This is a genomic window from Caryophanon latum (assembly GCF_001700325.1).
Lineage (GTDB): Bacteria > Bacillota > Bacilli > Bacillales_A > Planococcaceae > Caryophanon > Caryophanon latum.
In genome coordinates this window covers 19466-35214 of the sequence record NZ_MATO01000007.1, presented here as the reverse complement: position 1 = coordinate 35214, position 15749 = coordinate 19466, and the positions used below count along the sequence as shown (strand labels likewise).

The window sequence follows — 15749 nt, the reverse complement described above, 5'->3', positions numbered from 1 at the left end:
ACACGATTTCACAGCATGCGTGAACATAAGAACGGAAGGAGTACTAATCTCCTTCCGCCCTCATTTATATACGTTCTTTAAATTGTTCTAATTTGAAGTTGCATCGTTCATTATACTATGAAAGCATGTCATTGAACACTATTTTGCTTTACACTCATTTATATTTTAAACTGTGCGGCAAGTTGTTGCTGTGTCACGGTCGCTTCCTTTAAACGATGTGATTGCTCACCGATTGTTTCAAATACCGTACCGATTGCATCGATTCCCACTGATACTTCTTTCACACTTTGCGATTCATCTTCTACAGCGTCCGCAATAGTCGATAGCGATGCGGCGACTTCTTCAGCTGATGCCGATAGCTCTTCGGTTACGCTTGATACTTCGCTAATTTCGCTTTGCATACGGTTAACGGCAAGCAAAATATCGTCAAACAATACGCCTACACCATCGATTGTCATGACACCTTGCTGTACTGCGCTATAGTTATGTGACACGACGTCACGCATCGCCGTCGTTGATTGCTGAACGTCTGTAACAAGTATTTTCACTTGTTCCGCCGCTACTTTTGATTGCTCTGACAGCTTGCGAACTTCCTCAGCTACAATTGCGAAGCCTTTTCCTGATTCCCCTGCACGCGCCGCTTCAATTGAGGCATTTAGCGCAAGTAAATTCGTCTGCTCTGTAATCGCCGTAATCGCATTGACAATCGCCGTAATTTCATTTGACTTATACGTTAATACGTCCAGTTGCTGCTGCGTACGATCTGCGCCGGTTACGATCGATTGCATTTGCTCCTTCGCTTCCTCAACCGTATTGTGACCTTGTTTTGACACATCCACTGAATGCATCGCTGTTTTTTGGAGCGTCACCGTTGATTCAACGATGCGCTGAATGCCAACTGCTGTTTCGTCCATCGCACTTGAGCTTTCTTGCGTCGACGCGGCGTTGCTTACAGACATCGATTCAATTATTTGCACTTCGTCGTTAATATGTTTACGACGCTCAATTGTCTCTTGGATCATCCCGAGCATATCACTTGCTGTCGTTTGTACCGTTCGTGAATTGTCATTTAATGAAGCAACAATCGCTTGCAACGTACGCTTCATTTCGTTAAACGAGACAATGAGCTCCCCGACATCGCCTTTTATAGTTGTCGATAAATCTTGTTCTGTTAAATCGCGATTGGCTACACATTTCACCGCAACAGTTAAATCACGTATCGGTTTTAACACTTGTCGATTAATGAAGTACGTTACCGTTAAGCTAACTAACAGCATAATAGCTGCTAATGTGGCACCGATTGAAATCGCTTTATACGTCGTTGTCGAGCTTTCATTGTTTGCTTGTTCAAAGCGCTGCAATACATATTCCTCTAATGCACTACTTGCTGCACTCATTTCCTCCATCGCTACTGTCCCGCGATTATTCATCGATGCGATCGCGCTTTCTGTTGCGCCGCTCATTAAATAGCCTTCTACTTCCTTCATTGCTGATTCATACGATACTAATGCATTTTTTGTCGTCGCAATGAGTTCGAGCGCTTTCGTACTTGTGAATGTATCTTCAAATGTCGCTAACGTTACGTCTAGCTGTTCTTTCACTTCCGTCATTTTCGTTAATGACTGCTCATCGCCAAGCAGTGCTTGCTGCATCGCGTAGCCACCAACTTGTACATTTTCAACTAATGAGCTTGCCTCGTTCATTAACGTCATCCCTTCATCAATAACGTAACTATAATGATCGTCCACTTTCAATAAGCCATTAATGTACACAATATTCATAATAAATGCTAATACTACAATTGCTCCAATCGATAATAATACTTGCACGCGTGATGATGACATCATTCATTCCTCCTATTTCAATTTTTCCCGTTATTGAACTATTTCGTCTCACCTATAAAATATAAAAACAGTAAAATCCACATAAATAAAAAGTGAGCCATATTAACTAAATTATATATCAAAAATGTAAAAAAATGAAACATTTTTAAATGAAAAGAAAATAGACCTAAAAAAAGAGCACCCACATAAGTGAATGCTCTCAAACTATGTCTTTAGTTGCGTTTTGATTTTTGACCCCAGAATTGGTAATACTCTGTTTGAATAAAGCCGTTAAATAGCTTACGTTTTTTCGTAGCACGCTTGCCGTAAAGAATTTCAAAGTTTTCCATTGACGACAACATGTACACAGACCATGTTGGGTAATTTTTCATTTTGTCGCCAAGCTTGCGAATTACTTCTTCCACGACTTCGATGTCGCCAATACGCTCACCATATGGAGGGTTGCCAATCATAACGCCATCTGTATCAAGCGTCGTAAAGTCTGGCGCTGTCATTTGTTTGAACGTAATAAGATCGCCAAAGCCAGCCTCGGCCGCATTTTCCTGAGCGATTGCAATCATTTTATGGTCGATATCTGAGCCAATAATATTGAGCTCTTGGTCGTAGTTCGCCTGCTTATCTGCTTCATCGCGTGCCTGCTCCCAAATTGCCTTTTTCATCCACGGCCATTCCTCAGAAATAAATTCACGATTGTAGCCTGGTGCAATATTTTGCCCGATCATTGCCGCTTCTAGTGCAATTGTCCCCGACCCACAGAATGGATCGTAAAATGGACGATTCGGATTCCATTTTGAAATGTATACAAGTGCTGCTGCTAACGTTTCTTTTAGCGGGGCTTCCCCTTGAATTTGACGGTAGCCACGTTTATGAAGTCCCGCGCCTGACGTGTCAATTGTTACAGTCGCAATGTCTTTTAAAATTGAAATTTCAATTTTGTACGTTGCGCCTGATTCATCTAAAAAGCCTAAACGTTTATACGCAACTTTTAAGCGCTCTACAATTGCTTTTTTCGTAATTGCCTGACAATCTGGCACACTAAATAATGTCGATTTTACCGATTTACCTGATACGGGGAAGTTCGCATCGACTGGCAAATATTTTTCCCACGGCAAGCCTTTAACCCCTTGGAATAATTGTTCAAACGTTTTTGCCGGGAATGAGCCAACGACGATTTTCACGCGGTCTGCTACACGCAACCAAAGATTGGCACGTGCAATCGCAAGCTCGTCTCCTTCGAAATATACTTTGCCGTTTTCGACGCGTGTTTCATATCCTAATGCTCGTACTTCTTCTCCTACAATGGCTTCTAACCCCATTGCCGCTGTTGCGACTAACTGAAATTTTGTCATGAATAAATCCTTTCGTACGCTTTTACTGCGTTTTTATTTATTATAATGCGGCTTGTGCAAATTTCACCGCTTCTTCAAATGAAAGTGGCTTGCTATAATAGAAGCCTTGAATTTCATCACAGCCGAGTTCACGCAGCAGCTCGACTTGCTCTAGCTGCTCGACACCTTCTGCTACGACGCGCATGTTTAAACGATGCGACATATGAATAATTGCATCGACAACCGCCTGCTTTTCCTCTTGCATGCAAATTTGCTGGATAAAACTGCGATCGATTTTTAATGTATTTAACGGGAAACGCACTAAATAGCTTAGCGACGAATACCCTGTACCGAAATCATCAATTGATAACGTAAATCCGAGTTTGCGTAGCTCATGAAACGTCGCCACTGTTTCTGCTGCGTTATTCATCACGGTACGCTCCGTCACTTCTAGCTCAAAGTGAGACGCATCAACTTGTGCCTCATCGACAAGCTGCTGTAGCGACTCACAAAAATTCGGATGCTGAAAGTGCAAGCTTGAAATGTTAATCGCAATCGGTACGGATTGTAAGCCAAGTGAAGAAAACCGCTTTGCATCCTCGAATACTTTTTGAATAATGACTTCACTAATTGGTACGATTAAGCCCGTATCCTCAGCGTACGGAATAAATTCCGCAGGCGACACGATACCGAGCGCATCATTTTTCCAACGAACGAGTGCCTCAAATCCAATAAGCTTTGACGTTTGCGCATCGATTTTCGGCTGATAATGTACTTCGAAAGCACGCTGTTCGATCGCCTTACGCAGTTCTGCATCAAGCAGCAGCACACGCTCCCCATCAATCATTAAATCATCGAAGTATAAGACCGCGCGATTATCTTTTTGCTTTTTCGCATAATACATCGCCTTTTCAGCACGATGCAATAGCTCCTCTGCTGTGCTCGCTTGACTCGGATATACACTCACCCCGATGCTCGCCGTCACAAACACCTCGTGCGTGCCGACATCAATCGATTGTTCGATTACGTGCTTCATATTTTCTGCGTGCAGCAACGCCTCATGCTGTGACATGACATTTGCAACAGCAATAACGAACTCGTCGCCACCGTAACGCGCAATACTATCTTTATTATGAAGTGTTTGACGCAGTCGACGTGCAATTTCCATAAGCACTTCATCGCCATTTACATGCCCAAGCGTTTCATTTAATTGCTTGAATCGATCTAAATCGATAAAATAAACGGCGTGCTGCACATGATGTAACGATTGCGATGTTTCAAGCAACCCATTCAGCCGCTGCATAAACGTCGCACGGTTCGATACGTCTGTTAAATGATCCATCGACTTTCGCTTCTCTAACTCACTTTCAACATGCTTGCGTTCTGATAAATCGGTAAAAATCGCGCAATTGTATACGTGTTCACCGTCTGCACTACAAACACGGAAAATGTTTAACCACTCGGGGTAAATGTCTTTCGTTTTGCGTCGATTCCAAATCTCCCCTTGCCATTCACCTGTTGCACAAATGGACTGCCACATATTGGAATAAAAATCTTTCGTATGCACACCAGATTGCAAAATTTTCGGTGTTTTTCCAAGCACTTCTTCACATGTATAACCAGTTACAAATTCAAATGCTGCATTGACCGCTAAAATTTCTCCCGCAACATTCGTAATCATAATACCCTCTTTGACATTTTCAAATATTTTTTGCATCAAATAAGGTGGAAAATGTACTATGTGCTGCTGCAATAATTGCCCTTCAACTCGTTCATTGCCCATCGTTTTTTTATCCTTTCATTCATGAAAATGCTGTTCTGTAGTGCTACATTTTATTTTTATTACGCTACATGCTATGCACTATTTAAGCGATTTACCGTTAACGGTCCACTATTATTTATCGTTCATAAAATGCGTGTACTCTTTTTTCAACTGCCGCTTTATATCGCGTTATCATTATAACGAACTCTCATATTTCATTGTTCATATACGTTAACTCAAAGAAAGGCTCTCCAAATGATGTTTGGAGAGCCTAGTTTGAATAAAAAGACATCAGTAAATTTTGTAAGCCATGTTTTGTTCTCGCGTACTCAAGCGACCGTGAAGTCTCGTACGATGAGCAGTAATCATCTATCTACGTAATAATACGTCTCTTCATCCGTTCAATTCCTTCAGAAGAATGCCCCTACCATAATTTGGGTTTCTCACTCGCGGGGTTTACCTCGTTCCACCTCATAAGTTTCCTTATAAGCTCCGTCACTGTGGCACTTTCAAGAAGTTTCAACCATATCCAAGGACTTAGGTTTTCCTTCTGCCGTCAACTTCTCAGCTGCCTTACCTTATTGATTCAGTAAGCACGAACACTACGGGCATCGCAGCACCGTGTGAGCATGGACTTTCCTCTACGGCATTTTCCAGCCGCAGCGATTACTCAAATTTATTGATGTAACAATCATTATACTACACAAATGTACAAAATACAACTACAATTGAATAGTTCTTCGTCACGTCATTTATTCTTGATCTAAACGCGATCCAAATACGTGCTTTTCTAAGTTCGATAATCGTTGTAAAATATCAAAATTTGTCGTTCCTACTGGTATATTTGGCTGTGCGCGACGCATCGTTTCTGTTTCCGCATTTTTCGCACGCTGCAACTCCTGTTTAACAGTTGCTAACTCTTGCTGTAAGCGGCGATTTTCTTGCTGCAATGCAAGCAAATCGGCACGAAGCTTCGGCATTTCGACATTCGACGTTTCAATTGGACGGCGCTCGCGCAGCATAAGTTCAAACTGGCGATAATCCTCAATAACCATATCTAAAAAGTTATCTACCTCATCTGGATTGTAGCCGCGTAATCCTGTTTTAAAATCCTTCTCGTAAATTTTTTGTGCATTTAATTGCAGTTGCATACGATCCTTCCTTCCCACTTGACATACGTACATTTAGTATAGCACACGAATGCCCTTTCCTATGTGCTGAAACATTGACATTATTGATTCTTTTTTAAAAGGCGTGTACGGCGTTTTTGCAGACGCTCATAAAACGCTTGACGTGCGCGTAGTGGCAACATACGATCTTGCGCGAGCTTTTGTAACGCAGCGTTCGTCATATGCAGTGCCTCATCGGTATTCTTTTTTGCATGCTCATATAACTTTGCCGCTTCCTCATGAGACTTAAGCGCAATGCGAATGTCATCACTTGCACCGCTTCGTACAAATGACGCAATCGCTCCCTCAACGTCACCACGCTTTTTTTGCTGCAGCCCTAAGTAATAATACGTCTGAATCGTCTCAAATGTTTCATACGTTGTCGTCACACGAGAAAGAATGTCATAGCTACGCTCATGCTCGTTTAAATCAGCATACCATTTGCCGACATTCGTGTATGCTGTAGCACTTGCTGAAGCCGCCTCCATCAGCATGCTCGTTGAATGCACATACAGTGTGACAAGCGATAATAAATCCCACTCATTATGCTGTAGCACCTTCATTAATGCAGAGGGCTCACCGCTTTTAATCGCATCCATATAAATGATTGGCGCTAAATGTCCCGGAATGTCGTGATGACGCACAAAGCCAAGCTTCTCTTCCTCAACTTGTTTTAGCTTCATACGTACTAAGTCGTTTTTCCATAAGCGACGTGAGCTATGCAACAAGTCGATATGTCGCGGTATTTTCAATGGTGGAAGGACGTGCTGATTAAGTGTCCAGCGCGTTTGTAGCTGCGGCCAATCGAAACTTTTACCGTTGTACGATACAATCGTTGTATCACGCTGCCAAAGTTTACTTTCAAACAATAGTGCTGCCTCATGTGCCGGGTCTGCTAGCACGTACTGCGTCAATAAAACATCGTACGGGCGGAGCGTTAAAAAACCTAGTAAAAAAATATACGTTCCCGCCCCCTTTAAGCCAGTCGTCTCCGTATCAAAAAAGACGAGCGTTTCGTCAGTCGTTGCAGCATATGGATGTGAAAAAGCAGCTGCCTCCCATTGCACGAGCGCATCATCGATTGCACCGAGCGCATAATGCCCGTGCTCATACGCTTTTTCGTACGTTTTTTCGTACTTAAATACGGTGCCAAAATCGTTGTCGATGCGCGTTAAGCCCACTTGCTCCCACGCTTTACTATAGCTAGGCGCGGACGGCTTTTCGATTACCGGCTTTTCAACTTTCGCTGGTGCTTTTTTCATCATCTGCTTCATTTGCAGCAGCTTTTTTTCATACGACATGTCCATACGTCCTTTCGTTGCAATGATAGCGAGCGACATAGCGATGGCACGTAAGCTCGCGTGCATCGTTTCTCATACTTGCCCGAATAAGCCGAGCAATTTTTTCATCAGCAGCAGCGCATCGAGTTTACTTTGTGCATCGATTGATTGTGCACCTATGCACGACGGACAGCCTGCCTCACAGCGACACTTCGCTACATGATCACGCGCGCGTGTTAATAACTGCGGCAAAGATGTATACATTTTTTCACTTAAACCGATGCCGCCTGGATAATTGTCGTACATAAAGAGCGTTGGCAAATCGTTATGCACCGCCTTCATTTGCGGCACGACCGAAATATCGGCACGATCACAATGTACAAACAGCGGCGTGAGCGACTGTAGCACGTACGCGACCGAAATGAGCGCCGTTGAAATACGCTCCTCCCCCCAACGCTCAAACGGTTCAAACGATAGCCACGTTGCCGTCGTATGCATTTCCATCGGCGGCAAATGAATTTGTCCGCTGCCGATATTGTCATGTGTATTGAAACGAATTTTTTTAAACATCGTCGCCTGCGCTAAAATCGACACATCCCCGTAGCCGATATGCGCCGCGCCGAGCGTCTCCGTTTCATCCTCGCTCATGACTTTTAATTCGACTGCTAAATTTGCATCCGTGAAGTAATCGACATTTACTTCGCGTACGTATGCCTTTTTCTCATTCCAATCGAGCACTTCGACTTGGTATTGCGTCCCTTGATGCATGTAAATCGCTTCCTCATGCAGCAGCGTCATCGCCGAGTACGTATCCATTTCACCGATAACGCGGTAGTTTGTCGTCTCCGTTTGATCAATAATGACGACGTTTTCCTGCGCTGCTGAACGTAAGCTAATATCGTGCGCTGGAAATCGGTCGCTCATCCAATGCCACGTATCACTCGTCGCAAATAGCACCCTTTCCTCCGCTAAATACGCGAGCAGCTCATCGATGTAAAACTCACCGTACATGTCGCCTTTTCGAAACGGTAGCTCAAACGCCGCACATTTTAAATGATCCATTAAAATGAGCATGTTGTCCGGCGCAATACGTGCTGCCTCTGGGTCGCCACCAAAGAAAAAGTCCGGATTTTCAATAATATATTGGTCGAGCGCTGTATTTTGCGCTACGTAAATAATAAGCGCTGACTCCTGTCTACGTCCCGCACGACCTGCTTGCTGCCAAGCCGAGGCGATGTTGCCAGGGTAACCGGTCATAATGCATGCTTGCAGCTGCCCGATGTCAACGCCAAGCTCTAACGCATTTGTACTTACAACTGTTTGGATCGTGCCGTCACGCAACCCTTTTTCGATTAATCTGCGCTCTGACGGTAAATAGCCACCACGATACCCTTTAATCGTCTCATCGTGTAGCTTATGCTTCGTAAACTGCTGTAAATACGTCACGAGCATTTCGACACGCACGCGGCTTTTCGCAAACACAATCGTTTGAATGTTTGCATCGTATAGCTGCTTTGCTAAATCGCGCACTTCAAGTACAGCGGAGCGACGCACATTAAATGCCGGATGCACGATTGGCGGATTGTAAAACACGAACGTCTTTTTCCCAGTCGGTGCACCGGACTGCGTAATGAGCGCGTGCTTTGTATTCGTTAAGCTTTCAGCAAGCTCACGCGGATTTTGAATAGTCGCGGACGTACAAATAAACGTTGGGCTGCTGCCGTAAAACGCACAAATGCGCTGCAGCCTGCGAATGACGTGCGCCACGTGGGAGCCGAATACACCTTTATACGTATGCAGCTCGTCTAACACGATGTATTCCAAGTTTTCAAATAGCGCAACCCATTTCGTATGATGCGGCAAAATACCGCTATGCAGCATATCCGGATTCGTCATGACAATATGCCCTGCTTTTCGCACTTTTTGACGAACACTAGGAGACGTATCCCCGTCGTACGTATAGCTCAACACATCCTCACCGCTCGCTTCAATGAGTGCGTTTACGTCGGTCATTTGGTCTTGTGCAAGTGCCTTTGTCGGAAATAAATACAAGGCGCGTGCTTTTTTGTTCGTTAAAATCATTTGTAGCACCGGCAAGTGATAGCAATATGACTTCCCTGATGCAGTTGGCGTTACCGCTGTAAACGATTGCTTATTCATCGCATAATCGAACGCCTCACGCTGATGTGTATACAGCTGCTCAACGCCTCGATGCGCAAGTGCAAGGCGAAGTGACGGATGCAGCTCGTCTGGTAGCGGCGCATAGCGAGCTGGCGTTGCTTCAATTGTACGAATCGCTTCAATGCGCTCGCGGATGTCTCCATGTTGCTGCCATGCGTGCAACAGCTCGTCTACTGTTTTTTTCTTACTCCACATACGCGACTTCCTCCATGCACGCCTGCAGCACTTTGCACGTATACTTCACCGATAGCACCGACTGTTCAAAGCGCTTTTTGCTCGTCTCCTTATAAAATGATTGTACGACAAACTGCTCAAACGCTTCCTTTGCGGCGTCAATTTGTGCGTTATGCATATATTTTGGTGCGTGCTTTTGAATAAATGTATGCGCCTCTTGCTGCCATTGAGCGACATGCGCATGCCACTGATCTGCATGCGGCTTCACATCACGAAAAAAATGTGGCACAGCGTCGTGCTCACGCATATACCAAAATCGCTCGATGCACGCATCACATTGTTCAACAAGTTGCGTCGTTAATTGCTGTAGCATTTGTCATCCTCCTCGTTACTGTTCACTGTTTGTCTGTTTACGTTTTTCACTTCCTATTATATCATTGAACAACCGCACGCTAAAGCGACACCGCCACCGTGTAAACCGTTTCAAAGCGCCCTTGACATGCGTCCATAATCTTCCTATTCAATAGCTCCTTTGCACCGAACATATTTGTACGAAATCCGTTTCTTTTCGAATAGAAGGAAATTTGATACACTATGCAAGAGCGACAAGAAAGCAGGTGATGCGTTATCGTCATCAAATACCCAAATGGCAAAGTATACGCGGCACAAACGCCGGCTCCTTCTTCTAGCCCTTCAACAAAAAAGACGCCAAAGAAGGATGTATCGTTTAGCAATCGCGGTAAAACGTTGGAGGATGAGTTAAACGAGGCGAATGATTACTATTTAGCACATAAGCTCGCCGTTATTCATAAGAAACCTGTGCCGCTTCAAATCGTCAAAGTAGAGTATCCATCGCGCAGTGCAGCAGTTGTGCGTGAGGCGTATTTCCGCACACCATCGACTACCGATTACAACGGTGTATGGCAATCGCGGTACATTGATTTTGAGGCGAAGGAAACTGAAAATAAAACATCATTTCCGTTAAAAAATATTCATCCTCACCAAGTAGCGCATATGCAGGCTGTCGCCGATCAAGGTGGAACGACATTTTTTATCGTGCGCTTTTCAAAATTAAACCGCTACTTTTTAATGCCGTTACCGGTGCTTCAAGACGCGTGGCAAAGCATGCATAACGGTGGGCGCAAATCCATTCCATTAGCAACGTTTGAACAGCATTGCTATGAAATGACATTAGGCTACTATCCGCGCCTAGATTATTTAAAAGCGGTGGAGCATTTTTACACATCGTAAAGAACAAGCTGTGTGTTGAAAGAGAGGGATTTACATGTCAGAAAAGCAACAGACTCCTCAATCGCGAGGAGAACGTCGCAAAGCAAAGAAAAAACCGGCAACCGAAAAGCCAAAAGCAGCGATTGGTACGTGGATCAAGCGTGCCATTTTAATTATCTTCTTACTTGGCATTATCGGTGGACTAACAGGTGCAGGGTTTTTCGCTTATTACGTTTCACAATCACCAGAGTTAGATGAAGAGCTATTAAAAGATCCGTTATCTGCGGAGTTTTACGATAAAAACGGCGAAATATTTGCGACAATCGGCGTTCAAAACCGAACGTACGTCGAATATGAGGACATTCCGCCACAAATGGTCGATGCAATTTTAGCAACAGAAGACGTGCGCTTTTTCGAGCATAGCGGCATTGACTTTTTACGTTTAATGTCTGCTGTACTCGCAAACGTAACAGACGGCTTCGGTTCACAAGGTGCTTCAACAATTACGCAGCAAGTCGTAAAAAATTCGTTCTTCACAAACGAAAAAACGTTAGAGCGTAAAGCGCAAGAAGCATATTTAGCGTATCAGCTTGAACAGGAGTACACGAAGGAAGAAATTTTCGAAATGTACTTCAATAAAATTTTAATGTCTGGTCGTGTTTACGGCTTCGGCACAGCGGCAAAATATTTTTACGGCAAACAATTAGAGGAACTATCACTTGATGAGATGGCGACGCTCGCTGGAATGCCGCAAAGTCCGAATAACTACAACCCATTTACGTATCCAGAAAATGCGGAAAATCGCCGCAACATCGTACTTAGCTTAATGGTACAACACGGTAAAGTAACAGAGACAGAAGCAAGCGCGGCAAAAGGTCGTTCTGTCGCAGAGGCTATTTTACCTGAGGGTGATCGCAATCAATTTACATCAACAGACTACCCAGCGTTTTTACAAGTTGTGCTAGAAGAAGTCGAAAAAATTCAAACAGCTAATTCTAAGCAAGCTTTTTCATTAGATGAAGGTGTAAAAATTTACACGACGCTTGATCCACAAGCACAAACAATTGTCGAGCAAAAATTAAATGACGACAGCAACTTCCCTACAGAGGACATTCAAACAGGTGTTGCAGTCATTGATACAAAAACGGGTGCATTACGTGCAGTTGGTGGTGGACGTAACTACGGTGAGGAACGCGGCTGGAACTACGCATACAACTTAAACCGCTCACCTGGTTCGACAATTAAACCACTTGCTGTATACGGTCCTATTATCGATAAAGAGCAATGGTCAACTGGGACGACACTTGTCGATGAGCGCTACAAATATGAAAGTGGTCAAAATGTAACAAACTGGGATAACACCTACCATGGTGCAGAAACGTTACGCTATGCATTAGCGACTTCTCGTAACGTACCTGCAGTTAAAATTATGCACGAAATCGGTACGGAAACGTCAGCTGAATTTATGGCACGTTTAGGCATTGACATTCCAGACCACGGCGTATACGAATCAGACGCACTCGGTGGTGGTAACATTAGTTTATCACCAATCGAAATGGCTGGAGCGTATGCAGCATTCGGTAACAACGGCGTATTTACAGAGCCACACGTCATTACAAAAGTGGAATTCCGCGACGGTGAAACGGTAAGCTATACGCCAGAATCCCACGTTGCTATGCAAGATTACACTGCGTACATGATTACCGATATTTTACGTGATGTTGTCGCAACGGACGGTTCAGCTCGTCGTGCGAACGTTTCTGGCATTGATGTAGCGGGTAAAACAGGTACGACAAACTATTCGGACCCAACACCATATCCGTATAACGCCGTACCAGATACATGGTTCGTCGGTTACTCACCAGCTTATTCAATCGCTATTTGGGGTGGCTACGAGCAAAATACAACACCAATTACGACATGGGATGAGCGTTACATGCCACAAACATTATTTAAAACGATCATGACTGATTTATCGGAAACGCTTGAAGACGAAGATCGTAAGGCGAAATTTAAAAAGCCAAGCTCTGTTTACGAAAAGCGTATCGCACCAGGCTCAATTCCATTACGTGCATCGTCATCAGGACGCCTTGAATTATTTGTACACGGCGGTAAAGGGGCACAGCAAATTGCAAAGCCAAAAGAGGATAAAAAAGAAAATACGAAGCCAAAAGAAGATACACCAGCTCCGTCTGAAGATGAACAATTAACAGAGGAACAATTAGAGGAACAACAAGATGACACGTTAGTTGAAGAGGATGAAGAAGGCGATTCATCAGCTACTGATTCAACAACCGACGAAGATAGCAGCTCATCAGACGATTCAAACAACGATGATGATGCAGCGACGAATAACAATAACTCAAATAACAATAGCAGTAACAATAATAGTAACAATGGTGATAACGACAGCTCATCAACACCTGAGCCAACACCGACTCCTGAGCCAACACCTGCTCCTGAGCCAACGCCTGCTCCTGAGCCAACACCTGCTCCTGAGCCGACACCTGCTCCTGAGCCGACACCTGCTCCTGAGCCGACACCTGCTCCTGAGCCGACACCTGCTCCTGAGCCAGCACCTGCTCCGGAACCAGCACCTGCTCCTGAGCCGACACCTGCTCCATCTACACCACCTGCTACAGAAGGCGGTAGTGAATCATAATATGACGAACCGTGTTAGTTAACGCTACAGTGCATTGACTAACACGGTTCTTTTTTATTACACACCTATTAAAAACTGCCATCATTTATACATATTTTTCAACCAATCATGACATTTCATAGCACATATAGTGGACATTCCATCGACGTGTCGCTATTCTATAAGCAACAAAACAAGTAGTAGGTGAAAAAAGTGACATCAAAAGTTCAAATTGGAGATCATATTCGTTTTATGAAAGACAAAGTAACGCTTGAAGGAACAGTAGAAATCATTTATGAAAACTCAGTTATGGTGAGCATCCATCCGGCCTTTCACGAAAAAGCACAGCGCTTTTTCTCAAATGAACGCACAATTATTAGCCATAAAAAATACGAAATTTTATAAACAAAAAACTAGCGCCCGTTACGGTTCGCTAGTTTTTTTCATGCTCGCAATCGCTGGATGAAACGCTTCGATTACGCGCAGCTGTAACATGAGCCCTGCATAAATACTATGCAGCTGCTCATCATCGAGCGCTAAATGCATGCGCTCCTCTGCTACGTAGCGATTGCGCTGTAGCACGATGTAAAGCGCCTTCCCCTTTATAAGTAGCTGCATCGACACATCATGCTTTCGCAGCACCGGAAACAATGTTAATAGCTCCTTTTGTACATGTTCATTCAAAAAAGAACGAAGCTCCTCTTCATCGTTCGTATGCACTTTAAAGCGCGCTTGAAACGCCACGTCCGTCTCAGCTGTTACTTCTAGCTGCTTTAACTGCTCATCTTGCTTTAACAATGCTTTATATGCAACGAGCGACACTTGCTTTTCAATCGTCGTCTTCCAGTCTGTAGCAATAAATACACCAGAAATGATGCGGTGCGTGCCATGGCAAGCAACAGGTAGCTCAACATACAGCACCGTCCCTTCAAATGCAACGAGCATGTAAGGATCGGCAAACACGGTATCCTCGACAGTATCTTTATAAAGCGTTACGACAGCTCCTTTATACGGCAACTGTCGATACGTGCCTGAAATATAATCATCGCTGCTGCGCATATGCCCTTTATACATAGCAAGCGGTGATGCATCGATTATATCATCATGTAGCGCTCCGTCCGCCACATACTCACATGTCATCTCGATACCTATTTCCTTATACGCCTTTTCAAATGAGTGCAGCGTCGGTTTGACGACGAGTGTTCGATATTGCTGCTCATATTCAGTCCTCATCCGCTTTCGAACGCGCGCATGCTGCACAATCGACCAAACGACCCCACTAACGAGTACGAGCGACATGAGCCAGTTGGTCGTCAGTAGCGCGATGCTAAGTGCTATAAAGCTCATATTAATACCCGTCCAATACCACGTCGGCTTTAAAATTTCTCGTAGCTGATCATCGAGCTCATATTGGTCAAACGTTAACGCATCGTTTACTTCCTCAAACTTCGGATACATAAGCTTTCTCCAATAATTGATTCAATTCATGCACCGTATTACAAATATGCGATGCACCTGCTTCAAGTAGTTCTCGTTTTGAGCCATATCCATATGTGACACCTATCGCTTCAATTTGATGGTGACGTGCCCCAATCATGTCGTGCTTACGATCACCTATCATAACGCAGCTCGATGCAGGAACGACAAGACGCACAAGCACTTCCTCGATAACTTCAGCTTTTGCAGTGCGGCGACCATCTAACTCACTGCCGACAATGACGTCAAAATAATCGGCAAGCTGAAAATGCGCTAAAATGTCATTCGCATACACTTCTGGCTTCGACGTCGCAATCGCTAGCACGTAATTTTGTTCCTTTAGCCGTTGTAGCATACGTTCAATGCCGTCATACACTTCATTTTCAAACATTCCTTTTACAGCAAAATATTCCCTAAAATATGTAATGGCCGCTGTCGTCTTGTCCTCACTATAGCCGCGCTCTTGAAACGATTGTTGTAGCGGTGGGCCGATAAACGAACGCAGCTCCTCCATCGTCTCTACTTGCTCTCCTAGCTTTTGCTGCGCATGCTGAATTGCTCTTGTAATCCCTTGTTGCGGATCGGTTAACGTCCCATCTAAATCAAATAAAATAACGTTTTTCATTTATTCGCCCCCTTTTCATTTCCTCCATTATACGCAAAA

The 15749-nt window shown here is 44.1% G+C and carries 12 protein-coding genes and 1 other RNA gene; 3 read left to right on the top strand and 10 right to left on the bottom strand.

Features of this window, described 5'->3' with window-relative positions; all coding sequences use genetic code 11:
* Positions 1–158: 158 nt before the first annotated feature.
* The 8 genes from A6K76_RS02290 to A6K76_RS02255 form a co-directional block, all read right to left on the bottom strand.
* On the bottom strand, positions 159–1847 hold the full coding sequence (locus tag A6K76_RS02290; RefSeq protein WP_083995201.1) for a methyl-accepting chemotaxis protein: 1689 nt from the start codon (positions 1845–1847) through the stop codon (positions 159–161).
* Between the two features lie 209 nt (positions 1848–2056).
* Positions 2057–3193: a THUMP domain-containing class I SAM-dependent RNA methyltransferase gene (locus A6K76_RS02285; RefSeq protein ID WP_066461678.1), complete on the bottom strand. Its 1137-nt coding sequence runs from the start codon at positions 3191–3193 to the stop codon at positions 2057–2059.
* 40 nt (positions 3194–3233) lie between these two features.
* Complete coding sequence (locus A6K76_RS02280; protein ID WP_066461676.1) at positions 3234–4955, bottom strand: putative bifunctional diguanylate cyclase/phosphodiesterase; 1722 nt, start codon at positions 4953–4955, stop codon at positions 3234–3236.
* A 278-nt stretch (positions 4956–5233) separates the two neighbouring features.
* Positions 5234–5612: RNase P RNA component class B (rnpB, locus tag A6K76_RS02275), an RNA gene on the bottom strand.
* Positions 5613–5686: 74 nt separating this feature from the next.
* Positions 5687–6085 (bottom strand): DivIVA domain-containing protein, encoded by a 399-nt coding sequence (locus tag A6K76_RS02270; protein ID WP_066461675.1) that lies wholly within the window; start codon positions 6083–6085, stop codon positions 5687–5689.
* Between the two features lie 80 nt (positions 6086–6165).
* Positions 6166–7470: a ribonuclease H-like domain-containing protein gene (locus A6K76_RS02265; RefSeq protein WP_245671941.1), complete on the bottom strand. Its 1305-nt coding sequence runs from the start codon at positions 7468–7470 to the stop codon at positions 6166–6168.
* 6 nt (positions 7471–7476) lie between these two features.
* Complete coding sequence (locus tag A6K76_RS02260) at positions 7477–9759, bottom strand: DEAD/DEAH box helicase (RefSeq protein ID WP_066461674.1); 2283 nt, start codon at positions 9757–9759, stop codon at positions 7477–7479.
* Complete coding sequence (locus A6K76_RS02255; RefSeq protein WP_066461672.1) at positions 9749–10111, bottom strand: DUF1798 family protein; 363 nt, start codon at positions 10109–10111, stop codon at positions 9749–9751. The genes A6K76_RS02260 and A6K76_RS02255 overlap by 11 nt, the downstream gene beginning before the upstream one ends.
* 254 nt (positions 10112–10365) lie before the next feature.
* Here A6K76_RS02255 and recU point away from each other — a divergent pair, with 254 nt between their 5' ends.
* From recU to A6K76_RS02240, 3 genes are all read left to right on the top strand, one after another.
* Positions 10366–10989, top strand: coding sequence for a Holliday junction resolvase RecU (recU, locus tag A6K76_RS02250; RefSeq protein ID WP_066461670.1), 624 nt, complete (start codon positions 10366–10368; stop codon positions 10987–10989).
* 34 nt (positions 10990–11023) lie between these two features.
* Entirely contained in the window at positions 11024–13630 is a 2607-nt protein-coding gene (locus A6K76_RS02245; RefSeq protein WP_066461668.1) for a transglycosylase domain-containing protein, read from the top strand.
* A 192-nt stretch (positions 13631–13822) separates the two neighbouring features.
* Positions 13823–14014: a DUF2187 family protein gene (locus tag A6K76_RS02240; protein ID WP_066461667.1), complete on the top strand. Its 192-nt coding sequence runs from the start codon at positions 13823–13825 to the stop codon at positions 14012–14014.
* Between the two features lie 18 nt (positions 14015–14032).
* Here the strand turns inward: A6K76_RS02240 and A6K76_RS02235 are convergent, their stop codons facing one another.
* Both A6K76_RS02235 and A6K76_RS02230 read right to left on the bottom strand, forming a co-directional pair.
* Positions 14033–15067 carry a DUF3137 domain-containing protein gene (locus A6K76_RS02235; RefSeq protein ID WP_066461666.1) on the bottom strand — a complete coding sequence of 345 codons (1035 nt, stop codon included), beginning with the start codon at positions 15065–15067 and terminating at the stop codon, positions 14033–14035.
* On the bottom strand, positions 15051–15710 hold the full coding sequence (locus A6K76_RS02230) for an HAD family hydrolase (RefSeq protein ID WP_066461664.1): 660 nt from the start codon (positions 15708–15710) through the stop codon (positions 15051–15053). The genes A6K76_RS02235 and A6K76_RS02230 overlap by 17 nt, the downstream gene beginning before the upstream one ends.
* Between the last annotated feature and the right edge of the window lie 39 nt (positions 15711–15749).

What these genes read in the sequence shown, in the direction of transcription:
- A6K76_RS02290 (WP_083995201.1), bottom strand. Translation starts at nt 1,847, where the DNA reads ATGATGTCATCATCACGCGTGCAAGTATTATTATCGATTGGAGCAATT.
- A6K76_RS02285 (WP_066461678.1), bottom strand. Translation starts at nt 3,193, where the DNA reads ATGACAAAATTTCAGTTAGTCGCAACAGCGGCAATGGGGTTAGAAGCC.
- A6K76_RS02280 (WP_066461676.1), bottom strand. Translation starts at nt 4,955, where the DNA reads ATGGGCAATGAACGAGTTGAAGGGCAATTATTGCAGCAGCACATAGTA.
- A6K76_RS02270 (WP_066461675.1), bottom strand. Translation starts at nt 6,085, where the DNA reads ATGCAACTGCAATTAAATGCACAAAAAATTTACGAGAAGGATTTTAAA.
- A6K76_RS02265 (WP_245671941.1), bottom strand. Translation starts at nt 7,470, where the DNA reads ATGCACGCGAGCTTACGTGCCATCGCTATGTCGCTCGCTATCATTGCA.
- A6K76_RS02260 (WP_066461674.1), bottom strand. Translation starts at nt 9,759, where the DNA reads ATGTGGAGTAAGAAAAAAACAGTAGACGAGCTGTTGCACGCATGGCAG.
- A6K76_RS02255 (WP_066461672.1), bottom strand. Translation starts at nt 10,111, where the DNA reads ATGCTACAGCAATTAACGACGCAACTTGTTGAACAATGTGATGCGTGC.
- A6K76_RS02245 (WP_066461668.1), top strand. Translation starts at nt 11,024, where the DNA reads ATGTCAGAAAAGCAACAGACTCCTCAATCGCGAGGAGAACGTCGCAAA.
- A6K76_RS02235 (WP_066461666.1), bottom strand. Translation starts at nt 15,067, where the DNA reads ATGTATCCGAAGTTTGAGGAAGTAAACGATGCGTTAACGTTTGACCAA.
- A6K76_RS02230 (WP_066461664.1), bottom strand. Translation starts at nt 15,710, where the DNA reads ATGAAAAACGTTATTTTATTTGATTTAGATGGGACGTTAACCGATCCG.